The sequence below is a fragment of the Streptomyces sp. NPDC027189 genome, assembly GCF_055566975.1.
The window spans coordinates 39,679-63,384 of sequence record NZ_JBVHRI010000013.1 but is presented as its reverse complement, the minus strand read 5'-3'; the positions used below and the strand labels follow the sequence as shown (position 1 = coordinate 63,384).

Annotated in this window: 16 protein-coding genes; 12 read left to right on the top strand and 4 right to left on the bottom strand. The window is 70.6% G+C overall.

The genetic code is table 11. The features are described 5' to 3' along the window. Positions 1 to 67 precede the first annotated feature (67 nt). From ACZ4RZ_RS28205 to ACZ4RZ_RS28180, 6 genes are all read left to right on the top strand, one after another. Complete coding sequence (locus tag ACZ4RZ_RS28205) at positions 68 to 1,474, top strand: ABC transporter substrate-binding protein (protein ID WP_467748713.1); 1,407 nt, start codon at positions 68 to 70, stop codon at positions 1,472 to 1,474. A 7-nt stretch (positions 1,475 to 1,481) separates the two neighbouring features. After that, positions 1,482 to 2,825 carry a carbohydrate ABC transporter permease gene (locus tag ACZ4RZ_RS28200; protein WP_467748711.1) on the top strand — a complete coding sequence of 448 codons (1,344 nt, stop codon included), beginning with the start codon at positions 1,482 to 1,484 and terminating at the stop codon, positions 2,823 to 2,825. Then, a complete protein-coding gene (locus ACZ4RZ_RS28195; protein ID WP_467748709.1) occupies positions 2,822 to 3,730 on the top strand; it encodes a carbohydrate ABC transporter permease in 909 nt (302 codons plus the stop codon). The genes ACZ4RZ_RS28200 and ACZ4RZ_RS28195 overlap by 4 nt, the downstream gene beginning before the upstream one ends. Before the next feature lie 151 nt (positions 3,731 to 3,881). Next, entirely contained in the window at positions 3,882 to 6,149 is a 2,268-nt protein-coding gene (locus ACZ4RZ_RS28190; protein WP_467748707.1) for a bifunctional glycosyltransferase/CDP-glycerol:glycerophosphate glycerophosphotransferase, read from the top strand. A 123-nt stretch (positions 6,150 to 6,272) separates the two neighbouring features. Further along, a complete protein-coding gene (locus tag ACZ4RZ_RS28185) occupies positions 6,273 to 8,477 on the top strand; it encodes a bifunctional glycosyltransferase/CDP-glycerol:glycerophosphate glycerophosphotransferase (RefSeq protein ID WP_467748705.1) in 2,205 nt (734 codons plus the stop codon). Positions 8,478 to 8,481: 4 nt separating this feature from the next. Next, a complete protein-coding gene (locus ACZ4RZ_RS28180; RefSeq protein ID WP_467748703.1) occupies positions 8,482 to 10,728 on the top strand; it encodes a bifunctional glycosyltransferase/CDP-glycerol:glycerophosphate glycerophosphotransferase in 2,247 nt (748 codons plus the stop codon). 23 nt (positions 10,729 to 10,751) lie between these two features. Here ACZ4RZ_RS28180 and ACZ4RZ_RS28175 read toward each other — a convergent pair whose 3' ends face one another. Then, a complete protein-coding gene (locus ACZ4RZ_RS28175) occupies positions 10,752 to 11,777 on the bottom strand; it encodes a hypothetical protein (protein WP_467748702.1) in 1,026 nt (341 codons plus the stop codon). Positions 11,778 to 12,317: 540 nt separating this feature from the next. Between ACZ4RZ_RS28175 and ACZ4RZ_RS28170 the strand changes: the two genes are divergently transcribed. Further along, entirely contained in the window at positions 12,318 to 13,898 is a 1,581-nt protein-coding gene (locus ACZ4RZ_RS28170) for a hypothetical protein (RefSeq protein ID WP_467748700.1), read from the top strand. Between the two features lie 84 nt (positions 13,899 to 13,982). Here ACZ4RZ_RS28170 and ACZ4RZ_RS28165 read toward each other — a convergent pair whose 3' ends face one another. Both ACZ4RZ_RS28165 and ACZ4RZ_RS28160 read right to left on the bottom strand, forming a co-directional pair. Further along, positions 13,983 to 15,629, bottom strand: a complete 1,647-nt coding sequence (locus ACZ4RZ_RS28165; RefSeq protein ID WP_467748698.1) for an arabinofuranosyltransferase AftB family protein — start codon at positions 15,627 to 15,629, stop codon at positions 13,983 to 13,985. A 400-nt stretch (positions 15,630 to 16,029) separates the two neighbouring features. Beyond that, the gene (locus ACZ4RZ_RS28160; RefSeq protein WP_467748697.1) at positions 16,030 to 16,443 is read right to left on the bottom strand and encodes an organic hydroperoxide resistance protein; all 414 of its coding nucleotides are present in this window, start codon (positions 16,441 to 16,443) and stop codon (positions 16,030 to 16,032) included. 125 nt (positions 16,444 to 16,568) lie between these two features. Here ACZ4RZ_RS28160 and ACZ4RZ_RS28155 point away from each other — a divergent pair, with 125 nt between their 5' ends. Beyond that, positions 16,569 to 17,075, top strand: a complete 507-nt coding sequence (locus ACZ4RZ_RS28155; RefSeq protein ID WP_467748696.1) for a MarR family winged helix-turn-helix transcriptional regulator — start codon at positions 16,569 to 16,571, stop codon at positions 17,073 to 17,075. Here ACZ4RZ_RS28155 and ACZ4RZ_RS28150 read toward each other — a convergent pair. Further along, a complete protein-coding gene (locus tag ACZ4RZ_RS28150; protein WP_467748694.1) occupies positions 17,072 to 18,637 on the bottom strand; it encodes a glycosyltransferase family 39 protein in 1,566 nt (521 codons plus the stop codon). The two genes, ACZ4RZ_RS28155 and ACZ4RZ_RS28150, sit on opposite strands and share 4 nt — an antisense overlap. Before the next feature lie 93 nt (positions 18,638 to 18,730). Between ACZ4RZ_RS28150 and ACZ4RZ_RS28145 the strand changes: the two genes are divergently transcribed. Genes ACZ4RZ_RS28145 through ACZ4RZ_RS28130 form a run of 4 tightly spaced genes read left to right on the top strand, consistent with a single transcriptional unit; the run spans position 18,731 to position 23,682 of the window. After that, a complete protein-coding gene (locus ACZ4RZ_RS28145) occupies positions 18,731 to 20,011 on the top strand; it encodes a glycosyltransferase 87 family protein (RefSeq protein ID WP_467748693.1) in 1,281 nt (426 codons plus the stop codon). Positions 20,012 to 20,066: 55 nt separating this feature from the next. Then, positions 20,067 to 21,662: a glycosyltransferase family 2 protein gene (locus ACZ4RZ_RS28140; protein WP_467748692.1), complete on the top strand. Its 1,596-nt coding sequence runs from the start codon at positions 20,067 to 20,069 to the stop codon at positions 21,660 to 21,662. A 56-nt stretch (positions 21,663 to 21,718) separates the two neighbouring features. Beyond that, complete coding sequence (galE, locus tag ACZ4RZ_RS28135; protein ID WP_467748690.1) at positions 21,719 to 22,699, top strand: UDP-glucose 4-epimerase GalE; 981 nt, start codon at positions 21,719 to 21,721, stop codon at positions 22,697 to 22,699. 44 nt (positions 22,700 to 22,743) lie between these two features. Beyond that, a complete protein-coding gene (locus ACZ4RZ_RS28130) occupies positions 22,744 to 23,682 on the top strand; it encodes an ADP-ribosylglycohydrolase family protein (protein ID WP_467748688.1) in 939 nt (312 codons plus the stop codon). Positions 23,683 to 23,706 lie beyond the last annotated feature (24 nt).

The following is a 23,706-nucleotide window of genomic DNA, read 5'->3' as shown; positions in this document are numbered from 1 at the left end:
CGGGCGTAGACCAGAGCGCACGGGACAGCGCTCGGACGTTCGACGAGGAACGAAGAACGGGGCAGTGATGCGCAGCAATCTTCGTATGCACAGGTCGCCCAATCACTCCACGCACAGGTCACGCAGGGCCGCACAAGCCGCCGCAGCCGCCGTCATCGCCGGCGCGCTCACGCTCACGGCATGCGGCAGCGACAACAAGGACAAGGGGAACGACGGCACCGGCAAGGAAAGCAGCAGCGGCGGCACGGTCACCCTTCCCAAGCTCGACGGCGCCAGCCTGGAGGTCGCCGCCGTGTGGACCGGCCCCGAGCAGGCCAACTTCAAGAAGGTGCTGGCGGAGTTCGAGAAGCGCACCGGCGCGAAGGTCACCTTCGTACCCGCGCAGGACCCGATCATCAACTTCCTCGGTTCGAAGATCGCCGGTGGCCAGCCGCCGGACATCGCGATGCTGCCGCAGCCCGGGGCCATCAAACAGGCCGTGGACAAGAAATGGGCGAAGCCCATCGGCGCCGAAGCGCAGGCGGAGCTCAGCAAGAACTACTCGCAGGGCTGGCAGGACATCGGCAAGGTCAACGGCAAGCAGTACGGCGTCTATTACAAGGCAGCCAACAAGTCGCTGATCTGGTACAACGCCAAGGTCTTCGAGAACGCGGGCGCGAAGGAGCCCAAGACCTGGCAGGACCTCCTGAGTACCGCGCAGACGATCTACGACTCCGGTGTCACCCCGTTCTCCGTCGCCGGTGCCGACGGCTGGCCCCTCACCGACTGGTTCGAGAACATCTATCTCTCCCAGGCGGGCCCGGAGAAGTACGACCAGCTCGCCCAGCACAAGATCAAGTGGACGGACCCGTCCGTCAAGCAGGCCCTCACCACCCTCGCCCAGATCTGGGGCAAGAAGGACTTCGTCGCGGGCGGTGCGTCCGGCGCGCTGCAGACCGAGTTCCCGGCCTCCGTGACGCAGACCTTCACCGGCGGCGACCAGCCGAAGTCCGCCATGGTCTACGAGGGCGACTTCGTGCAGGTCAACATCGCGGAGACGAAGGCCAAGGTAGGCACGGACGCCAAGGTGTTCCCGTTCCCGACGGTGGGCAGCACCGCGCCGGTGGTCTCCGGCGGCGACGCCGCGGTGATCCTCAAGGACTCCAAGGCGGCCCAGGCACTCGCCACCTTCCTGGCCTCGCCGGACGCGGCGACGATCCAGGCGAAGCTCGGCGGCTACCTCTCCCCCAACAAGAACGTGCCGAACTCGGCATACCCGAACGCCGTGCAGCAGAAGATCGCCAAGGCGCTCATCGCGGCCGGCGACGACTTCCGCTTCGACATGTCCGACCAGACCCCGCAGGCCTTCGGCGGCACGCCCGGCAAGGGCGAGTGGAAGGATCTCCAGGACTTCCTGAAGAACCCGACCGACGTCGCGGGCACCCAGGCGAAGTTGGAGAAGGACGCGGCGGCGGCGTACGGCAGCGGAAGCTGATCCGGCGATGACGTCGGCAGCGGCGGCGGAGGTCCCCCCGACCCCCGCCGCACCCCGCCCGCGCAAGAGCGTGACCGGCACCCGCAAGACCATGGCAGCGCTCTTCCTGTTGCCGGCCCTCGTGCTGCTCGGCGCGCTCGTGGTCTACCCGATCGGGTACTCGGTCGTCCGCAGCTTCTACAACCAGTCCGGCGACGGCTTCGCCGGCATCGACAACTACAAGTCCCTGTTCACCGACGACGGCATCCGCACCGCGCTCAAGAACAACATCATCTGGGTGGTCTTCGCGCCGACGATCGCGACCGCGCTCGGTCTGATCTTCGCGGTGCTCACCGAACGGGTGCGCTGGGGCACGGCGTTCAAGCTGGTCGTCTTCATGCCGATGGCGATCTCGATGCTCGCCGCGGGCATCATCTTCCGGCTGGTGTACGACCAGGACCCGGACAAGGGGGTCGCGAACGCGGTCTGGGTCGGCATCCACGACACGTTCGCCGAGTCGTCCGCGTTCCCCAAGGCCCACCCGGGGCGGCAGTCGCCCCTCGAACCCCGAAGTGGCGGGTTCATCACCAAGGACCCCGTCCAAGTCGGGCAGTCCGTCACCCTCCCTCTCGTCGGAGTCGCCCCCGACCAGATGCCCGACAGCGCCAAGAAGGCCGTACAGGCCAAGGCCGAGCCCGGCAAGGTCACCGGCACGGCCTGGCAGGACTTCGCCCGCGGCAAGGGCGTCGGCAAGCTCGGCCAGGTGGACACGGGTGAGCTCGGCTACGCGGGCATGAAGGTCGAGGCCGTCAAGGACGACAAGGTCGTGGACTCGACCAGGGTCCGCGACGATGGCACCTTCACACTCTCGGGCAAGGCCGACGGGGCCCAGCTCCGCCTCCCGGCAAGCAACTTCAAGGAGCCGTACAACGGCCTCGACTGGCTCGGCCCGTCCCTGGTCACGCCCGCCATCATCGGCTCGTACATCTGGATGTGGGCGGGCTTCGCGATGGTGCTGATCGCGGCGGGGCTGGCAGGAGTGCCGCGCGAGCTCCTTGAGGCCGCCCGGGTCGACGGGGCGAACGAGTGGCAGGTCTTCAGAAGGGTCACGGTGCCACTGCTCGCGCCCGTGCTCGCGGTCGTCACCGTCACCCTGATGATCAACGTGCTGAAGGTCTTCGACCTGGTCTTCATCATCGCGCCGGGCTCGTCCCAGGACGACGCCAACGTGCTGGCCCTGGAGCTGTACCGCAAGGGCTTCTCGGAGGACCAGCCGGGCATCGCGAGCGCCATCGCGGTGTTCCTGCTGCTGCTCGTGATCCCGGTGATGCTGTTCAACATCCGCAGGCTCAGGCGGGAGGTGCGGCGATGACCACCCACGCCGGCAGGCTCACGAAAGCCGCGCCCGTCGCGGCCGTGAAGGAGAAGCAGTCCCTCGGCTCACGGCTCGCGAGCGGGGTCAGCGGTGGTCTGCTCCGTGTCTTCCTGCTCCTCGTCGGGCTGTTCTGGCTGGTGCCGACCATCGGGCTGCTGCTGTCCTCACTGCGCAAGCCGGAGGACATGAGCGCGAGCGGCTGGTGGAAGGTCTTCAGCGAGCCCTCGCAGCTCACCGTGGACAGCTACCAGAAGCTCCTGGAGAACAGCGACATCACCAACTCGCTGGTGAACACGGTGCTGATCACGGTCCCGGCGACCGTCCTCGTCGTCGTGATCGGTTCGCTCGCGGGCTACGCCTTCGCCTGGATGGAGTTCCCCGGCCGCGACTGGTGGTTCCTGGGCGTGGTCGGACTGCTGGTCGTTCCCGTACAGGTGGCGTTGATCCCGATCGCCGAACTCTTCGGCAAGATCGGCATCTTCGGGTCGATCATCGGCGTGGTCTTCTTCCACGTGGGCTTCGGCCTGCCCTTCGCGGTGTTCCTGCTGCGGAACTTCTTCGCGGAGATCCCGCGCGAGCTCCTGGAGGCGGCCCGCCTGGACGGCGCCGGTGAACTGCGCCTGTTCGTACGGGTCGTGATGCCGCTCGGCGGTCCCGCGATCGCCTCGCTCGGGATCTTCCAGTTCCTGTGGGTGTGGAACGACATGCTGGTCGCGCTGGTGTTCTCCGACTCGGGCAGCCAGCCGATCACGGTCGCACTGCAGACACAGGTACGTCAGTTCGGCAACAACATCGACGTGCTGGCGCCCGGCGCCTTCATCTCGATGGTGATCCCGCTGGCCGTGTTCTTCGCGTTCCAGCGGCAGTTCGTGTCCGGAGTCATGGCGGGTGCGGTGAAGTAGGGCTCGGAAAAGCGCACTTGAGGGGCGGGCCGGACACCGGCCCACCCCTCCGCGTTCACCGGACATCCCCCGTATGCCACATCTGGCGTAACCAAGTCACCCCTTCGGCCGTTCCCGGGCAGGTATGCCCGCGCCGACCCATGGATGTCCCTTGCCCAGGTTCAGTGTCATCGTCCCCGCGTACAAGGTTCAGGCGTACCTGCACGAGTGCCTGGAATCCGTCCTGGAACAGTCCTATCCGGACCTCGAACTGATCGCGGTCGACGACTGCTCGCCCGACGCCTGCGGGGCGATCATCGACGAGTTCGCGGCCCGCGACGCCCGCGTACGCCCTGTCCATCTCGCCGAGAACGTGGGCCTGGGCCGCGCCCGCAACGCGGGCCTCGAACTCGCCACCGGCGACTACCTGATCTTCCTGGACAGCGACGACAGCCTCACCCCGGACGCTCTGCGCGCCATCGCCGACCGGCTGAAGGAGACTTCCGAACCGGACGTCCTGGTCTACGACTACGCGCGCACGTACTGGTCGGGCGAGGCCGTCCGCAACCAGTTCGCGGCGCAGTTGACGGAGGAGGGCCCGGCGCCGTTCCGGCTCTCCGACCGGCCGGGGCTGCTGCGGGTCCTGATGGTGGCGTGGAACAAGGCGTACCGCCGGGAGTTCGTCGAGCGCGAGGGCTTCGCCTTCCCGCCCGGCTACTACGAGGACACACCCTGGACCTATCCGGTGCTGATGTCCGCCGAGACGATCGCCACCCTCGACCGGGTCTGCGTCCACTACCGCCAGCGGCGCCACGGCAGCATCCTCGGCACCAGCAGCCGCAAGCACTTCGACATCTTCGAGCAGTACGACCGTGTCTTCGCGCACATCGACAGCCGCCCGGAGCTGGCCCGCTGGCGCCCGGTGCTCTTCCGCCGCATGGTCGACCACTTCTCCACGTTGTTCCTCAAGCGCGAGCGGCTGCCGCGCGGCTCCCGGGCCGCATTCCTGCGCAAGTCCCGTGCCCACTACCGCCGTTACCGCACACCGGGCGCCCCGGTCCCGCTCCGCACCCGCGTGAAGCACGCGCTGGTCAGGCTGGGCACCCACCGCGCGTACCGCCTGCTGTCACTGGCGTCCCGCGTCCGCAGACAGACTGTGCGCCGGACCAAGACGCTGCTCCGCAGGACCCGCGGCGCCGCGCTGCAACTCCACTACCGCGTCCAGCTCCGCCTCCCGCTGCGCGCCGACCGCGCCGTCTTCTCCAGCTACTGGGGCCGCGGCCACGGCTGCAACCCGGGCGCCCTGGAGTCCGCTTTCCGCACCTGGGCGCCGCACATCACCACCGCGTGGATCGCCCATGCCGAGCACCACCACACGATCCCGGCCTCGACGCGCAGGCTGCGCCCCGGGACGGCCGGGTACTGGACGGCGCTCGCCCGCTCCAAGTACCTGGTGAACAACGTCAACTTCGACCGGCGGCTGGTCAAACGCCCCGGCCAGATCATGATCCAGACGCAGCACGGGACCCCGCTCAAGCGCATGGGCCTCGACCTCCAGGACCGCCCGGCGGCCGCGCGCGACACGGACTTCGCCGAGTTGCTGCGCAGCGTCGACAAGTGGGACTACTGCCTGTCCGCCAACCGCCACTCCACTCTGGTCTGGGAGCGCGTCTTCCCGTCCTCGTACACGACGCTGGAGTACGGCCTTCCGCGCAACGACGTGTTCCAGCGGGCGACTTCGGCGGACGTGTCCCGGCTGCGCGAGTCGCTCGGCATCCCCAAGGGCGCGGTCGCCGTGCTGTACGCACCGACGTACCGCGACTACCGCCGCACCCAGCGCCAAGCCCTCGACCTGGAGCGCGTGCTGCGCCGACTCGGCCCGCGCTTCGTCGTGCTGACCCGCTCCCATCACTCGTACGAGGCCCCGCCGGCGAGCGCCTCCGGTGGCCGCCTCATCGACGTGTCCGGCCATCCGAGCATCGAGTCGCTGTGCCTCGCCTCGGACGCCCTGGTCACCGACTACTCGTCCCTGATGTTCGACTACGCAGGTCTCGACCGGCCGATCGTGATCCACGCGGACGACTGGGAGGCGTACGAGGCGGCCCGCGGCACCTACTTCGACCTGCGCGCGTTCCCGCCGGGCGCGGTCGCGCGCAGCGAGGACGAGCTGATCGACATCTTCGCCACGGGACACTGGCGCGGCTCGCGCTCCGCGCAGCTGCGGGCCGCGTTCCGCGAGCGCTTCTGCCCGTACGACGACGGGCGCGCCGCCGAGCGGGTGGTACGCCGTGTGGTCCTTGGCCAGACCGCCGGTCTGCCGCCGTTCACCCCGTTCACCAAACGCCACCCGGTCCCTTCGGCGGCCGCGGCCCACCCTGCCGCTCCCCTCGCGACCGTGCCGCCGCCCGGCGGTGCCGTCCCCGTCACCGAGAACCTCTGAACCGGAGTCCGCGTGCCCTCCAGCCCGTCGCGGCCCACCCCCACCCGGCCCGCCACCTGGCGGCCCGCCGGGCGACCAGGGCGATGAAACCCCAGCTCAGCGCCCCTTGAGAGAAAGAGCAGAATGCCCCGCTTCAGCGTCATCGTGCCTACCCATGGAGTCGCCGGGCGACTGGCCCAAGCGCTGGACTCAGTCCTCACCCAGTCCTTCGGCGACTTCGAGCTGATCCCGGTCTGCGACGCGCCCGATTCCCCGGCCGGGACGGTCGCCGCCGCGTACGCCGCGCGGGACTCCCGGGTCGCTCCGGTCCACTCGCCGCCGTCGGGCGGGCTGAGCGCGGCGCGCAACGCCGGGATGGCGGCGGCGAACGGCACGTATCTGCTCTTCCTCGACGGCGACGACGATCTGGTGCCGGGCGCGCTGGGAGCCCTGGACGCCGAGCTGCGGGCCGACACCGACGTCCTCTACTTCGGGCACGAGCGGGTGCACTGGTGGGAGGGCGAGTCGAGCAGGCCCCCGCTCGACAAGGACCCGGAGGTCATCGGCGTACACGTCCCGGCATGGAGCGCGGCCTATCGTCGCGCCTTCCTCGCCGAGCACCGACTCACCTTTCCCGGCGGGCACTTCACGGACGCGGGCTGGGGCGGCCTGGTGACCCTCGCGACCACGGGGGTCCCCCCTGTTCGAGCGGAGTCGAGAACTTGGGGGAGCACGGCGGTGCTGCACACGGTCTGCGTACGTCATCACCTGCGTCGCCAGGGCAGTCGCCTCAACACCCCGGGTGAGCACCAGTTCGAACTCCTCGACCAGGTCGAATTGGTGCTCACCCGCGCCGCCGAACAGACCGTGTCCGAGGCCAAGTCGCACGCGCTGTTCGGCCAGCTCTTCGCCCTCGTCCTGAAGACGGCGGCCCATCCGACGCGGGTACCCGCACGCCGCCGCCGGGCCTTCTTCCGCCGCGCGGGCAGGCTCTACCGGCGCCACCGCCCGGCCGGGTTCCGGCCGCCGGCGGGCAGTCTCGGGGTGCAGCACCGGTTGCTCGCGACCGGTGCCTACAGCGCGTTCCGGGCGCTGCGCGGCGCCAACCAGGCGGCCGCGAAGGCGGCTCAGGGGGTGCCGCGCCCGAGGATGCTGCGCACCCGCGCGCTCTACGCGGCCCACCTCCGTCGCGCCCTCGACGAGAACCTCGCCGTCTACTGCGCGTACTGGGGCCGCGGTTACGCCTGCAACCCGGCCGCCATCCACTCGGCCGCCCAGCGTCTGGCCCCTCACATCCGCTCGGTGTTCCTCGTCACCGAGGACGCGGTGGAGCACCTGCCCAAGGGCATCGACCACGCGGTGATCGGCAGCCGCCGCTACTGGGAGGTGCTGGCTCGCGCCAAATACCTCGTCAACAACGCCAACTTCGAGGGGGCTGTCGTCAAACGCCCCGGCTCCATTCACCTGTCCACCCAGCACGGAACACCGCTGAAGAAGATGGGCGTCGAACAGGCCGAATACCCGGTGGTTGCCGCCGCCACCGGAAGTTTCGACCGCCTGCTGAGCCGGGTCGACCGCTGGGACTACAACCTCAGCTCGAACCGGCTCTCCACGGAGGTGTGGGAGCGATCCTTCCCGTCCTCCTACGAGATGCTCGAATACGGCTATCCACGCAACGACGTCTACTACACGTCGTCAGCGGCCGATGTGCACCGCATCCGCAAGCAGCTCGGTGTTCCCGAAGGCCGCACAGCGCTCCTGTACGCGCCGACGCACCGCGACTACCACACGGGGTTCAACACGCAACTCGACCTGGAGGCGTTGTGCGACGCCCTCGGGGACGACTTCGTGGTGCTGCTGCGCGCCCACTACTTCTACGACGGCGACCAGGGACGGTTGCGCGACGAGCGTGTCATCGATGTCACGGCCCACCGTTCGTCCGAGGACGTCTGTCTCGCGGCGGACGCCCTCATCACCGACTACTCGTCGATCGCGTTCGACTACGCCAACCTGGACCGGCCGATCGTCGTGTACGCCGATGACTGGGACGTGTACCGCGAAACGCGCGGAGTCACCTTCGACTTCCTGAGCTCCCCGCCCGGCCCGGTCGCCCGCACCGCCGACGAACTGGCCTCCGTCTTCCGCTCCGGCGCCTGGGCCGGAGCCGAATCGGCCGCGCTGCGCGCCCGGTTCCGGGCCCGGTTCTGCGAGTTCGACGACGGCCACGCCGCCGACCGCGTCGTACGCCGCGTGCTGCTCGGGGAACCGGCCGAGGCCATCGAGCCGCCGGTTCCGCTCGCGCAACGCACGCCCGCACCCGCCGCCGTGACGACCGCTCGGAGGAGCTGACACAGTGCCCCGCTTCAGCATCATCGTCCCTGTCTTCAAGGTCCAGGGGTTCCTTCGCGAATGCCTCGACTCCGTTCTCGACCAGTCGTTCACCGACCTTGAGGTGATCGCCGTCGACGACTGCTCACCCGACGGCTCCGGGGCGATTCTCGACGAGTACGCGGCCCTCGATCCGCGGATGAAAGCCGTTCACCTGTCCGAGAACGTGGGCCTCGGCCGCGCCCGCAACGCCGGCCTTCGGCACGCCACCGGCGACTACGTCCTCTTCCTCGACAGCGACGACAACTACACGCCTGGGCTGCTGCGGGCGGTCGCCGACCGGCTCGACGTGACCCGCGACCCCGACATCCTGGTCTTCGACCACGTGCGCACCCACTGGTGGGGCCGCGGCGGCCGCAGCGATGCCGCCGGACTGCTCGAACAGGCCGGCACCGGCACGTTCGGCATCCGTGACCACCCGGAATACCTGCAGCTGTTCCTGGTCGCCTGGAACAAGGCGTTCCGCCGGGACTTCTTCCTCCGGCACGGCTTCCAGTACGCGCCGGGACTGTACGAAGACGCACCCGTCACCTACCAGGCGATGGTCACGGCAGAGCGGATCGCCTGTCTGGACCGCGTAGGTGTCGAATACCGACAGCGGCGTCAAGGTGCGATCACCCGTACTCCCGGGCGCAGGCATTTCGAGATCTTCGAGCAGTACGAAGGGCTCTTCGCGTTCCTCGCCGAGCGGCCCGGCCTCGACTGGGCCCGACCACTGCTGTTCGAACGGGCCCTGGACCACATGCTGTTCGCCCTGGCCCGCCCCGACCGTGTGCTCCGCGGCGACCGACGGGACTTCTACCGGCGGATTCGGAAGTTCTACCGAAAGCATGTGCCGCCAGGCTTCGTCCCCCCGCTCGGAGCACGCCGAGCGGAGATCCGGCTCCTGGCCGTGGCTCCTCACCCTGCTCACGTCTCGCTCCACGCTCTGCGCCGCGTGAGGCGCGCGGTGGGGAGCAGGATGCGGAAGCTGCGCACGCTGGTCGCCGGGCAGGTCAAGCGGTGCTGGTACAGGATCCAATTGAAGCGTGCCCTCGACCCGCGTCTCGCCGTCTACTCCGCCGGGCACAGCCGTGCCGTGAACGGCGATCCCTACGCGATTCACACGCAGGCCGCCGAAGTGGCACCGCGCATCCGCAGCGTGTGGGTCGTCCAGCCCGATGCGGTGGAACTGCTGCCACCGGGCACGGACCACGTGACGCCGGGATCCTGGCGCTACTACCGGGTGATGGCGCGCGCGACGTACTGGGTCAACAACCGCAACTGGGCCGGTGATCTGGTGAAGCGCCCCGGTGCCGTGCACGTCCAGACGCACCAGGGCACTCCTCTCAAGTACATGGCGCTGGACCTTCTCAACCGTCCAGGTGCCCGGCACGGCACGGACGTCCGCGGGATGCTGCGGCGCAGCGACAGGTGGGACGTCAGCCTGGTGGCGAACCGGTACTCCGAGGAGATCTGGCAGCGGGCCTATCCCTGTCGCTTCACATCACTGCGCAGTGGCAGCCCCCGCAACGACGTCCTCGTCCGCGGCGGGACCGCGCGCGCCGCCGAAGTGCGCGACCGACTCGGCATTCAGCCGTCGGAGGCGGTCCTGCTGTACGCGCCGACTCTTCGCGACTACCGCAAGGGCGGCCATGTCTGGCGTGTCGACCTGGAGGCTCTGGCCGATGCGCTCGGCCCCGGACACAGACTGCTCGTCCGCCTCCACCCGAGCCTGACCCGCCATCACGAACGGGCGCTGCTGCTGCGCGATCTGCACCGACGCGGCACGCTGACCGACGTCACCGACGAACCGCACGTCGAGGACGTCATGCTGGCCAGCGACGCCCTGATCACCGACTACTCGTCCCTGATGTTCGACTACGCCAACCTCGACCGGCCCATCGTCGTGCACGCCGACGACTGGGCCGCCTACCTGGCGGCCCGTGGCGCCTACTTCGACATCACCGCCGAGCCCCCGGGCCACGTGACACGTTCCGACGAGGAACTGGCGAAGGTGCTCGTCTCCGGTGCCTGGCGGGACGCGGAGTCGACGCGGTTGCGGCGGGCGTTCCGGGAGCGCTTCTGCGAGTACGACGACGGGCGAGCGGCGGAACGCGTAGTACGGCAGGTCTTGCTGGGCGAGGCGACGGACAGGGCGGCCGGCGACGGAGCGCTGATCAACATCCCCGCGGCCGCAGACGGCTCGACCCGCCTTCCTGAGTACAGCTGACCCGAACGCCGCCGCGCGGGAGCTCACCGCGAGGCGGCCTCGGGCACCGACTTCTGAACGCCCACGCGAGGGGGCAGGACCGTCTCCGGCCCCCTCTTGCCGTGCCGTCTCGTATGGCTCTCGACAAGGAGCGGGATACCGCACACGGGAAGCAGCATGGCCATCACCATCAGCCGGGGACCGACGGAGACTTCGGGATGTCCGGCCTGGTTGACGATGCCCGCGACGGCGATGCCGACGATCAGGCACCCGAACGGGCGGTGGTACCGGAAGGCGCCCCATGCCCCGCCCGCGAGGAGGAGCGGCACCAGCGGTTGTACCAACGCATCGCGCAGCCATTCTCTCCAGTAGGCGACGCTCAGACGCAGGAACTCGTGCCAGGGGTGAGGGTCCATGTGCCTCGTGAAGTGAACGGACATCAGGTCCCGAAGACTGGCCTGTGTACTCGGCAGCCCGAAGGCGACGATGACGAGCTGAAGCACCGACGCGAACGCGACCGTTGCGGCGAGGACCGCCAATTCCGGCCGTGAGAACTCCCGCCGCCTTACCCAGCGCGCACAGGCGATGAGTGCGGTCATCGCCGCGATTCCGGCGACGGCCAGCAGCGTCTGCGCGTATTTGACACATGCCGCGCCGGCGAACGCCGAGAGGGCAAGCGCCGTTCCCGACGAAATCCGGTCCCGCAGTACGCGGACGCATCCGAGGACGGCGGCGAGAAGAAGGCACAGCAGCAGCCCTTCGCACATGGGCAGCATGGCCTCCTTCCCCGTGGGCAGCGCGTAGTAGAGGACCTGTCCCAGGAGGGCGACGGGGACGGAGACCCCCAGCGTCCGCAGAATCAGGACCACAAAGCCGCTGGCCAGGACAGTCGCCAGGAGCGACGCCGCCCACAGGCCGACGACCAGGCCGAAGACGCGGGTGAAGGGAATCGTGTACAGGGGGTATCCGGGTCTGGCGGCGAAGATCGCGGAGAGGCGCGGATCGCTGAACAGCGCCATGTATCCACTCACATCGGTGCGCTCGGCGTTACGCGCGACGCGGCCTTCCATCACCTTCCGGCACTGCTGATACGCAGCCTTTCCGGCGTTTTTCATCCGGTAGCGCGCCAGATCCGCGCTCGCCTGCCGAGCGGACCTGACACGCACACTGTCACAGAAATAGTCCAGCGCTCGCTGAGAAGCCTCCTCTCGGCCGACCCCTTGCAACATGTAGCTGTGTGCCACGTATTGGCGTGTGTCCATGGCGGCACGTCCCTGGATCTGCACCGACTGCGCCCCGGTGAACACAAGGGCGAACACGAAGAAGCAGAAAAGGAGCACACGTCGGTCACGTGCAGGCGACGGCGGTCGGAGGAACCTCTTTGCTTTCCACATCGTCGAATGGCCTATCACGCGCGGCGGTACAGTCCCGCCGAAAACTCGCCTCGTCGCAGGCTCGGCTGCCGAGATCCACCGAGAGGCGTAATCCCTCACAACGATCACGGGTCGACGCACATCACTCGAAGGCGTGACGGCAGGAAAACAAGCCGCCGCGAGAGGGAAAACGCGATACATGCGCCCTACTGCTCAGCCGTCCCCCACCGCCACCCGGTGAGCGCCGACGTCCTCGTCCGACGGGCCGGGCGCGGTGCCACCGCGCTGCGCGGCGGTGCCGCCTGGCGTCCGACCCCGTACCAGTTCATCGCCGCCCTGTTCTGGCTGGTGATGTCGCTCGCGTACTGGCGCGTCCCGCTGTGCTGCGACGCCGGCCAGCACGCGGCGGTCGTCGAGCGCCTCAAGGCGCATCTCCTCCACCCTCTCCACCCGATGGCGGATCTGCCCGGCGCGGGCAGCCCGTACTACTCCCCGTACGCGGTCGCCCAGGGAGCCTTCGCCCGGCTGACAGGGCTGGGCGGCTGGGACGTCGTACGGCTCGCCGGACCGTTCAATCTGCTGGTCCTGCTGACCGGCATCGGCCGCTTCGTCCGTGTCCTGACACCTCGCCAATGGGCTCCGGTCCTGTCGCTGTTCGCGATGGTGCTGCTGTGGGGCACCGAACGGGCCTGGTGGAGCGGATATCTGGGTCTGATGTCGATGACGGGGAACCTCGGCTATCCGTCGGCGTTCGCCATCGGACTGACCTTCTGGGCCTGGGCGTTGACGGGCAGGCTCGCGCGAGGCACCGGCGGACTCGTCCGGTACGTCGGTCCGAGCGGTCTGCGGAGCCTGTGGGGGTACAAGGGGCTCGGCGCGCTGTACGGCCTGATCCTGCTCGTGCACCCGATCACGTCGATCGCCGCGGTGCTCGGGGCGATGGCGTTCGTGGCGGCATGGCAGCGCGGGTGGCGGCCGGCCGTCGTGGGCCGGTGGGCGATGGCGGCCGGGACGGCCTTGCTGGTCGCGTCCTTCTGGCCGTACTTCGACGTCTTCGCGCTCACCGGAGACCGCAGAGTGGACGCGATGCACGAGCGGCTGTACGACGGACTGCCCGGGCACTTCTGGCTGGCGCTGATCGGGGTGCCCGCGCTGTGGCTGCGGGCGCGGCGGGCCGGGCGGAGCGAAGGGCACTGGTGGCGGGATCCGCTGGTGCTGATGTTCGCGCTGGAGTGCCTGGCGGTGGCGTACGGCTGGGTCAGCGGGCACTACACGTACGGCAGGATCCTGGGGCTCACGCTGGTGCCGCTGCAGTTCGCGCTCGGGGTGGAGCTGGCGGCGCCGGGACCGTGGCGATCCGGGCGGCGCCTGCTGGGCGGGGCGGCGGCCGTCGGGGCCTGCATCGGTTTCCTCACCGTGCAGGCCGGCGCGGTGGTGCCGCGCACACTCGACCCCATCGGCTTCGATCAGCCGCCGCACTGGCCGACGTACGCGTGGGCGGCGCGGTACATCAAGCCCGGCGAAGCGGTCATCACGGACGGCTTCTACTCCGCTCATCTCATCTCGGGCTACGGCCCGGACCTCGCCGCGCCCCTCTGGCCCGACCCAGCCCTCGACGAGGGTGAGCGGCTGCACCGGCTCGCGGCGGTCCGCGGCTACCTCGACCCGGCGTCGACCCGTGCCGAACGCGGCGCCGTCACCCGCCGCTACCACGTCCGCTGGCTGCTGTTGACGCGCTGGCGGCGGGTGCCCGTGGAGGCGACGGTGGTGGCGTGGAGCCGGGAGACGGGCGAGGTACTCGCGAGGGTGGGGCGCTGAGCAGTTCGCGAGGGTTACGGGAGACCCGGAATGGACTCGTCGCCCGCTTGCAGCCGGACGGACAGGACACCGACCTGGGGTCGGTCACCGTGTGCCGCACAGCTGGTGCTCGGCCCGCACGGGGTCGTTCGGAAAGCGGAACGCAGTGCGCTGCCAGGCGCCGGTGATGTTGTGCCAGAAGCGGCCCGGGGTCAGCGGATCACGGGTCGCCGCCCGGAGTTCGGCGAGCGGCCCGCAGTGCAGAGCGCGGCGCGCGGCGTTGACCAACGCCGGGTTCATGCCGTGCGGGAGGGTGTGGGGCGCGGCGCGGTCGGCGACGATCCACTCGTCAGGCAGCCTCTTGTCGTGCCCGACACGGCTGCCGGTGATGCGCTCGGAATGGGCGGCCAGCGGGTAGGCGAGGCCGATGGAGTCGAGGGCGGCTCCGTTCAGCGGGACGACGCTGCCGTTGAAGCCGAGGACGGTGAAAACGCCGGTAACGGAAGGCGAGTTGGCGGGGTACGAGCCGGTGCCGAGGAAGAGCGTGGGTGCGCCTGACCGGGCGGCCGCGCGAACGAGCTCCCCGTACCTCTTGTTGCGCGGATGAGCCGCGAAGGTGTGGTGGAGCGGGTGCTCGGACGCGTTCTGGCGGATGTACACACCCCGCTCGTCAGCGATCCCGGCAGGCCCGATCCGCCCCTCGTAGGGAATGTGCAGCCAGCCCGCGCACCCGACGGCCCAGACGCCGACCGCGACGGCGACCACCGCGCTCGTCCGGGTCGCGGGCACAAGGAACACGGGAAGCAGCATGAGCAGCAGCCCCGGAAGCAACATCCGCCCGTGCATGAAGTCGCCGCCCACCTTGATGACGTACGCCCAGCACAGGAGCCCCGCGACGACGGGTGCGAGCGCGGGAACCAGCGGAGGCCCGGACTGCCTCTCACCCTTCACGGGCAGCAGGGCAGCGATGACGAACAGCGCCGGAACCCACAGCAGATACGGCCCCGCGAAGTCCCCGAGATACCCGAACCCGCGCCCCCACAGGCTCCGCGAGGCCTCCTTGGTGACGGCGGGCAGCGGCATCAACTGCCCGTAGTACCCGAGCCGGAAGATCTCGTACGCCATCGGAAGTGCGAGCGCCGACCCCAGGCCGGTGAGTGCCGCACGCCGCGAGGGGCGCTCCATCAGCCACTGCGCGCCGAGGAACACGACCGTCACGAGGGCGAGGTCGGGCCGAACGAGGGGCCCGAGTCCGACGACGACGCACGTGCCGAGCTGGTCCGGGCGCGAGATGAGCAGCAGCCAAGCACCCGCGATCCAGCAGGTGGCGAGCCCCGTCTCCAGGCCAGAGGTGGCGAAGTCCCAGACGGGCGGCAGCGCGAGCAGGACAAGGGCGCCGAGCGGGATCGGGTTTCGGGCGGCAGCCCCGCTCCGGCCCCTGCCTCCGCCTTCGTACAGCCGCAGCGCCGCGAGCCCGGCCAACGCGAATCCCGCGACGGTGAGCAACAGCCCTCCGTACATCGCCAGCGCCGCGACATCGAATCCCGGCAGCCCCCCGAGCACGAGCAGCCACTGCCACAGAGTGCCGGTGGACGACTCGACGCGCTCACCCGCGTTGAAGACGGGCCCGTTCCCCGCCAGGATCTGCCGCACGGTGCGCAGGTAGATGTGCCCGTCGTCCGCCATCCAGCGCCGCTGGAATCCGGCAAAGCCGATGACGAGGGCCGGCAGGAGGGCGATGGCGGGCCGCAAGTACCGTTTCCCGGTGGCGAGTTGGCCACCGCGCTGCCTGGGTAGCCGCCGTTTACCGAGTGCTTCGGGTGACCGTTGCCGGGAGTGCGTCGACGTCATGCCCTGTGCATCGGCTCTGGTCAGGGGCGGCTTGAATGGGAGGAGGGGCGAGCGCTCGCGTCTTCGGGGAGGTGAAAGTCCCGGGTCCCGCACATCAAGCCCGGCCAGGCGGCCATCACGGACGCGTACCACGCCGCCCACCTCGTCGCGGGCTGCGGCCCGGGCCTTGCCGCACCCGACTGGCCCGACCCCGCCCGCAACGAGGGCGGGAGGCCGCGACGGCTCGCGGCTGCCTCGTCGCCCGGCTCCACGCCCCTGCGGGGACGCGGGGAGCCGGGCACGGTCACCGCGTCTTCCGGAATTACTCGACGATGAGCTCGACCGGGATGTTGCCGCGGGTCGCGTTGGAGTAGGGGCAGACCTGGTGGGCCTGCTCGACGAGCTTGCGGCCGGTCGCCTCGTCGACGGAGTCGGGCAGCTCGACGCGCAGGGTCACCTTGAGGGCGAAGCCCTCGCCCTGCTTGCCGATGCCGACCTCACCGGTCACCGCGGCCTCGCTGACGTCGACCTTGGCCGCGCGGCCGACGAGGCCGAGGGCGCTGGCGAAACAGGCGGCGTACCCGGCGGCGAAGAGCTGCTCGGGGTTGGTGCCCTGCCCGTTCCCGCCCAGCTCCACCGGCGGGGCCAGCTGCAGGTCGAGCTTGCCGTCGGAGCTGACGGCGCGGCCCTCGCGGCCGTGGGTGGCAGTGGCGACAGCGGTGTAGATCGCGTCCATGGAGACCGTCCCTCTCAAAGTCAAAGTCCTGCCGGGGCGGCCGGTCCGACCGCCTCACGGCCTCAATTAGAGCACGCAATTCAATTGCGCACAACTAAATGGCTCACAAGAGCTATCCTGGAGTCATGACCGCCACACCCCCCCCGAGCCCCGAGGCCCCGCCCGCGCCGTCCGACGGGGACTACCTCCGTCTCGACCAGCAGATCTGCTTCTCCCTGAACGCCGCCTCGCGCGCTTTCGGCGGCGTCTACCGCGTGATCCTCAAGGACCTCGGGCTCACCTACCCCCAGTACCTGGTGATGCTGGTGCTGTGGGAGCACGGCGAGCTGCCCGTCAAGAAGGTCGGTGAGCACCTGCGGCTGGACTCCGGGACGCTGTCGCCGCTGCTCAAGCGCCTGGAGGCGGCCGGTCTCGTACGACGTGAGCGCGACGCCCGCGACGAGCGCTCCGTGCACGTCCACCTCACCGACGAGGGCGTCGCCCTGCGCGAGCGCGCCCTGCACGTACCGCGCCGGATCGCCGCGGCGACGGGCGCCGACCTCGAAGAGATCCGCGACCTCCGGGCCCGCCTCGACCGCCTGACGGCGGCACTGGACGAGGCGGCCCTGGAGGAGACGCCGGGCTGCGTCTAGTCGACCACCCAGCCGATGTCCGGCGTGGGCGCCCTGCGCACATACAGGCGCAGGGTCACGCCCTTCCGCACGACCTCCTCCTGAGCCACGAACTCCTCGTCGACCACGGTGAGTTTGACCTGTTCGGTCGGGCTGGCCGGATACCAGGTCGGGCGCAGCGCGAACGGCTCGGCGACCACCCACACCCTGTCGAGCCCGGCCAGCCGGCGGCGCAGTTCTCCCGGGTCCGCCTCCAGCCCGTACAGCGTTCCGGACGCCGGCCCCGGCGTACTGAGCGCGACATCCCGGATCCCGCGGAAGCCCTTCGGATACGCCAGCGCCGACCGTCGCACGATCGACGGCAGGAACAACACCGGGTCGCCTGGGCGCAGTTCGCGGTGGGCGGTGGCGGAGACGGCGGCGAGGTTGTCGGCGCGCAGGTCGGCGGCGCGGTCCTCGCGGAGGAGGGGGAGCTGGACGGCGAAGGCGAGGGCGATGGTCAGGACGCCGGTGAGGGTGATGCGCGGTCCGGTGGGGACGGTGAGGCGCAGCCGGGGCAGCAGGCCCACCAGCCGTTCGGCGCCCGCCGCGGCGAGCAGGGGCGCCCCGGCGAGGGCGTACAGCACATAACGGTCGTCGTACAGCGGCCAGAACTGCGAGACGGTCATCAGCACCGCCGGCGGGACCACCATGAGGGGCAGGGCGACCGCCGGGAGCGACAGCTCGCCCCGGCGCACGAACGGCGGCCGCACGGCGAGGGCGGCGAGGACCAGGTACGGCACGACCACGAGCAGCGTCGGCCCCGTGAACGCCGCCAGCAGTCGCTCCACGCTCCCGGTGTCGGGCCGCGGCAGCCACGCAACCTGCGCCGACTGCCCCCGCGAGACGAGGACGAGCGGCACCAGCCCCATGACCGCGGCTCCCGCCGCACACCCCCACCGCCACCACACCCGCGCCGGCACCCGCACGAGCGCCAGCGTCCCCGCGTGCGCGAGCAGCAGGAGCATCGCCAGCTCGTGCAGCAGACACGTCACGGCGACCACCCCTGCGTACGCCCACCAGCTTCCGGCCCGCGCCCAAGTTCGCAGCTCCGCTCGAACAGGGGGGACCCCCATGGCCCGCACCAACAGCACGGTCGCCCCCGCCGTCCCGGCCGCGACGAGCGCGTAGGACCGGCCCTCCTGCGCGAAGTGCCCGGCCATGGGCGTGACGGCGTACAGCAGCCCCGCCCACAGGCCGACCCGCGGGCGGCACAGACGGACGCCGAGGGCCGCGACAAGGCCCGCGGCGGTGGCGGCGGCGCAGACCGAGGGAAGCCGGAGGGCGACCTCGCCGGGGTGCGGGGCGAGGGCGGCGTGCATCAGGAGGTAGTAGAGGCCGTGCACCGCGTCGACGGAGTGCAGCAGCTGCCAGATCTGCGGCACCGAGCGCCGCGCGACCTGGAAGGTCACCGCCTCGTCCCGCCACATGCCGCCGCGGTCGAGCCCCCAGAGCCCGATCACCAGCATGGCGGACACGGGCAGCAGGACGGCCGCCGCCCCCGAACGCCCGGCCCCGGACCACCTCACCCACGCGTTCACCATGGGACCGATTTTTTGCTATTACCCAACGTTTGATGGTGATTGACGGCATATCAACTGTCGTGAGGCATCCATGCGGCTTACGATCCGGGCTTGATGAGCGCCTTGAAGAGACCCCACCGCCCGCTTGCCCTCGCCGCCGCCTGGCTCGCCACCCGCTCCCTGATGCTGTGGCTGCTCGCCCACGACGGCCTCGCCGCGCTCGGCCGGGGCGGGGTCTCCAGCGAGGTGGGGCACCTGTACTTCCGCTGGTACGGCGTCCTGTCGCAGGGCGCGTTTCCGGTGGGCGACGGCCTGTGGCAGTACCCGCCGGGCGCGGGCCCGGTGCTGCTCGCGCCCGCCCTGCTGCCGACGCTGACGTACTTCACCGCCTTCGTGACGCTCACGCTCCTCGCGGACGCCGGGATCACCTACGCCCTCACGCGCGCGGGGCGGCGGCCCGGGCGCAGCCTGCGCGGCGCCGTCCTGTGGACATGGGGCCTCCCCTTGCTTCTGCACATCCCGCTCGCCCGCTACGACGTCCAGGTCACCGCCTTCGCCGTCATCTCGCTGTTGGCGTTGTCGCGCTCCACGCGCGCGTGCGGCGCGTTCGCCACGCTGGGGGCGCTGGCGAAGGTCTGGCCCGCGCTGACACTGATCGGGATCCCCCGGGGCCGTACGACCCGGCAGGTCTGGACGTCAGCAGTGATCACGGCGGTCGCACTGCTCGTCCTGCTGACAGCCGTCTTCAGCGACCCGTTCGACTTCCTGCGCCAGCAGGGCGGCCGGGGTGTGCAGATCGAGTCGCTCGGGGGCACGGTCCTGGGCTTCGCGCGCCGCGCCGGGTGGCCGGGGACGGTGCGCTACCAGTACGGAGCGATGGAGTTCGTGGGCCCGTACGTCTCCGTGGTGACCGCCGTCTCGCTGGCCCTCACGGTCGCCGCGTTCGGGCTCCTGCTGCTGTGGCGGGTGCGGGCGCGGCGCTGGACGGCGGCGACCGCCTACGACGCGGCGCTCGCGGCCGTGCTGCTGTTCACAGTGACGAGCCGGGTGATCAGCCCCCAGTACATGGTGTGGCTGCTCGGCCTGTCCGCGGTGTGCCTGACCTCGCGGCACACCACACAGCGCCCGGTGGCCGCGCTGATCGTGGCGGCGACGGCGGTCAGCTCGGTGGCGTACCCCGGCCTCTACAGGGAAGTCGTCCACAGCACGTGGACGGGCTGCCTGCTGATGCTCGTACGCAACGGTCTGCTGGCGACGGCCGCGGGACTGTCGTTCGCGCGGCTGTGGCGGTCGGGCCTTCCCATGGCCATGACATATGCGACAGGCCGGGTCAAATCCGACGGGTCTCCACGGAACCCGCACCCGATTCCTGCCGTCTTCCGCACGAGACACTAAGTGCCTCTTAACGGAAAATTACCCGCAACACCTACCGTTTCGGCCCGTGGATCCCATGAACTCTCAGCACGCGCAGGTCAGTGTGGTCGTCATCGGGTACAACGACGCCTCCCATGTGACGGACGCGGTGCGCTCGGCGCTCGCGCAGGGGCCGGCCGTCCGTGAGGTGATCGCCGTGGACGACTGCTCGACGGACGGCAGCGGAGCTCTCCTCGACGGCCTCGCCGCCGCCGAGCCACGCCTGAGAGTGATCCGCCGCACGGTCAACAGCGGCGGCTGCGGCAGCCCCCGCAACGACGGAATCGACACGGCTACGGCCCCGTACGTGATGTTCCTGGACAGCGACGACGTGCTGCCGCCCGGCGCGGTGGAGGCGCTGCTCGCGGCGGCGGACGGGCAGCGCACGCAGGTCGCGGCCGGTCTGTGCGTGCGCCGGGAACTGCCGTCGGGCCGCGAGATCCCCTGGGAGCGCGCCCTCTACGCGAAGCCCGCCCTCGTCTCCCACCCCGCTCGGCGCACCCGCCTGGTGCGCGACACGCTGTGCGTCAACAAGCTGTACCGCGCCGACTTCCTGCGCGAGCACGGGATCCGCTTCCCCGAGGGCCGCTTCCGCTACGAGGACTTCGTGTTCACCGCGCGCGTGCTGGCCGCCGGGCCGCGTATCGCGCTCATCCCGGACACGGTGTACGTCTGGCACGTACGGCGCGAGGCTGCTCACCTCTCGATCTCGCTCGACCGCGCGGACATCGCCAACTGGCGGGCCAGGACCGAGGCGAACCGGGCCGCACACGAGATCCTGCTCGGCGCGGGCGAGAAGGAGCTCGCGCGGGCGGCGCACGCCAAGTTCCTCGACCACGAGCTGCGGATGTACACGCGCGAACTCGAACTGCGCGGCCCGGAGTACCGGAGCGCCTGGTGGGAGCTCACGCGCGCGTACCTCTCGTCCTTCGACGCGACCGACTTCGCCGTCAACCCGACCGCCCCCGGCCGCCTCGTCGCCCGCGTCGTGCTGGCCTCCCCCACCCCCCGCGACCTGCCCCGTCTCAAGGAGCTCGCGGCCCGCCCGGCCCGGCTGCTCCCGCCGTACGCCCGCGCCTCCGACGCCACACCCATCTGGTCGGACGACCTCCCCCAGGTCACGCTGGACCACCTCCTCACGCGCCCCGCCCACCTGCTGCCGGCCACCGTCGACGCCGAGCTGCGGCCCCGCGCGCGTGGCACCCGGCTGCGGCTGCGCCTGCACGAGCTGTACGGGCGGATGGCGGAAGCCGGTCCGGCGTCGGTGGACGTGGAGTTCGTGCACCGGGAGGAGGGCCGTGTGGGACTGCGCCGCGAGGTGAACCTCCTGCCGGACCGGTACGGCGACGTCTGGACGGCCCAGACGCCGGTGGACCTGGCGGCGCTGGGCGCGGGAACGTGGGACCTCCGGCTGGCGCTCCGCTTCCGCGACGGCACCAGCCGGGAGGCCACGGCGCACGCGCTCGCGGGCCCTGGCCTGCTGCGCCGCCGCGCCGTCCTCGACGCCCGCCGCGGCGTCCTGTTGGTGCAGCCGTACCGCACGCACGCGGGGGCGCTGGCGCTGCGCACGGCGTCCGGATGGAGAGGAATGACCGATGTGGTACGCCGGCGCCTCAAACGCCTGGTTCACTGATACGCGACCGCACGACACACGCATCACCACGGCTCACTGACGAGGGACGGTCGCACATGACCTGGCTGATCACCGGCGGCGCCGGCTACATCGGGGCGCACGTCGTCCGCGCGATGCTCGACGCGGGCGTACCGGCCGTGGTCTACGACGACTTGTCCACGGGGATCGCGGAGCGGGTACCCGCCGATGTCCCGCTGGTCGTCGGCTCGACCCTGGACGGCGAGCTGGTGTCCCGGACCCTCACCGAGCACTCCGTCACCGGTGTCGTGCATCTGGCGGCGAAGAAGCAGGTCGGCGAGTCGGTGGACCTTCCGCTGCACTACTACCGGGAGAACGTCGAGGGCCTGCGGGTGCTGCTGGAAGCGGTGACGGCCGCGCGGGTCGGCTCGTTCGTCTTCTCCTCGTCCGCGGCGGTGTACGGCATGCCGGACGTGAATCTGGTGACGGAGGAGACGCCATGCGTGCCGATGAGCCCGTACGGCGAGACAAAGCTGGCCGGCGAGTGGCTGGTCCGCGCGACGGGCCGTGCCACGGGCCTGTCCACCGCCTCCCTCCGCTACTTCAACGTGGCGGGCGCGGCGTCCCCGGAACTGGCCGACGTGGGCGTCTTCAACCTCATCCCCATGGTCTTCGAAAAGCTCACGGAGAACGCGCCCCCGCGCATCTTCGGCGACGACTACCCCACCCCCGACGGAACGTGCGTCCGCGACTACATCCACGTGGTCGACCTGGCCGAGGCCCACGTGGCCGCGGCCCGCGCCCTGGAGGCGTCCCCCGGCAGGGACCTCACCCTCAACATCGGCCGCGGCGAAGGCGTTTCGGTCCGCGAGATGATCGACCGCATCAACGCCCTCACCGGCTACGACCGCCCCCCGGTCACCACCCCCCGCCGCCCCGGCGACCCGGCCCGCGTCGTCGCGTCCGCCGACCGCATCGCCACCGAACTGGGCTGGAAGGCCAAGTACGACGTCCAGGACATGATCACGTCGGCCTGGGAAGGCTGGGTACGCCTGCACCCGGGGGCGAGCCGCACTTAGCCCCTTGGCCCTCGGGCCCGCCGACGCCCCCGTAGGCTCCCCCAATGACCGCTACCGGCACCATCCTCGGCTCGGCAGTGGGCGACGCCCTCGGGGCCCCGTTCGAGTTCGGTCCCGAAGGAGCGTTCACTGCCCGCTTCCCCAGCCCCAGGTACGGCGGCGAGATGTGCGGGGGCGGTGGCTGGGACCCGGGGGAGGCCACCGACGACACGCAGATGGCCGTGCTGGTCGGTGAATCGCTGCTCGAGCACGACGGCCTCGAACTCCCGGACATCTTCCGCCGATTCCAGCGGTGGGCGGCAGCCGACCCCAAGGACATCGGCCTGCAGACCGAGGCGGTCCTCAACGGCGGAGACCCCTGGGACCTGGCCGCGGCCATCCACTATCAGACGAACCAACGAGCCGCCGGAAACGGCTCGTTGATGCGGGCGTCGACCTCCGCCGTCCACTTCGCCCAGCACGGCCGGAGCGCCACCATGGCCGCCGCCCGCCGCATCGCCGCGCTCACCCACGGCGACCGGGCGGCCTGGGAAGGCACGGCGCTCTTCCACGAACTGGTCCGCGTGGCGTTGGCCGGCCAAGACCCCCTCACCGCGATCCCGGAAACCCTCGACGTCGTCCACCCGGACCACCGAGCCCGCTACGCCACCGTCCTCGCCCCGGACTGGCATCCCGACCAGGCAACCGAATTCAACGGCGCGGTATGGCCCTGCCTCGGTTCCGCCGTCTGGGCCCTGCGCACCACCGATTCCTACGAGGACGCCGTACGGGCCGCGATCGACCTCGGTGGCGACACGGACACCGTCGCGGCCGTGACCGGCGGCCTGGCAGGCGCCGTATACGGAGCGGACGCCATCCCGGAGCGGTGGACCGAGCCGCTGCACGTCCCTCTGCCGGGCTCCGGCGGACGAGTCCTGCGGGCGGCGGAACTCACCCACCTCGCCCGTCGGTTGGCCGGTCGGCCGGACGACGCCATGCCCTGAGCGAACAGCCCGTGCGGCCCTGGG

What these genes read in the sequence shown, in the direction of transcription:
- ACZ4RZ_RS28145 (WP_467748693.1), top strand. Translation starts at nt 18,731, where the DNA reads ATGAGCGCCTTGAAGAGACCCCACCGCCCGCTTGCCCTCGCCGCCGCC.
- galE (WP_467748690.1), top strand. Translation starts at nt 21,719, where the DNA reads ATGACCTGGCTGATCACCGGCGGCGCCGGCTACATCGGGGCGCACGTC.
- ACZ4RZ_RS28155 (WP_467748696.1), top strand. Translation starts at nt 16,569, where the DNA reads ATGACCGCCACACCCCCCCCGAGCCCCGAGGCCCCGCCCGCGCCGTCC.
- ACZ4RZ_RS28185 (WP_467748705.1), top strand. Translation starts at nt 6,273, where the DNA reads ATGCCCCGCTTCAGCGTCATCGTGCCTACCCATGGAGTCGCCGGGCGA.
- ACZ4RZ_RS28205 (WP_467748713.1), top strand. Translation starts at nt 68, where the DNA reads ATGCGCAGCAATCTTCGTATGCACAGGTCGCCCAATCACTCCACGCAC.
- ACZ4RZ_RS28175 (WP_467748702.1), bottom strand. Translation starts at nt 11,777, where the DNA reads ATGGAAGGCCGCGTCGCGCGTAACGCCGAGCGCACCGATGTGAGTGGA.
- ACZ4RZ_RS28195 (WP_467748709.1), top strand. Translation starts at nt 2,822, where the DNA reads ATGACCACCCACGCCGGCAGGCTCACGAAAGCCGCGCCCGTCGCGGCC.
- ACZ4RZ_RS28160 (WP_467748697.1), bottom strand. Translation starts at nt 16,443, where the DNA reads ATGGACGCGATCTACACCGCTGTCGCCACTGCCACCCACGGCCGCGAG.
- ACZ4RZ_RS28200 (WP_467748711.1), top strand. Translation starts at nt 1,482, where the DNA reads ATGACGTCGGCAGCGGCGGCGGAGGTCCCCCCGACCCCCGCCGCACCC.
- ACZ4RZ_RS28140 (WP_467748692.1), top strand. Translation starts at nt 20,067, where the DNA reads ATGAACTCTCAGCACGCGCAGGTCAGTGTGGTCGTCATCGGGTACAAC.
- ACZ4RZ_RS28150 (WP_467748694.1), bottom strand. Translation starts at nt 18,637, where the DNA reads ATGGTGAACGCGTGGGTGAGGTGGTCCGGGGCCGGGCGTTCGGGGGCG.
- ACZ4RZ_RS28130 (WP_467748688.1), top strand. Translation starts at nt 22,744, where the DNA reads ATGACCGCTACCGGCACCATCCTCGGCTCGGCAGTGGGCGACGCCCTC.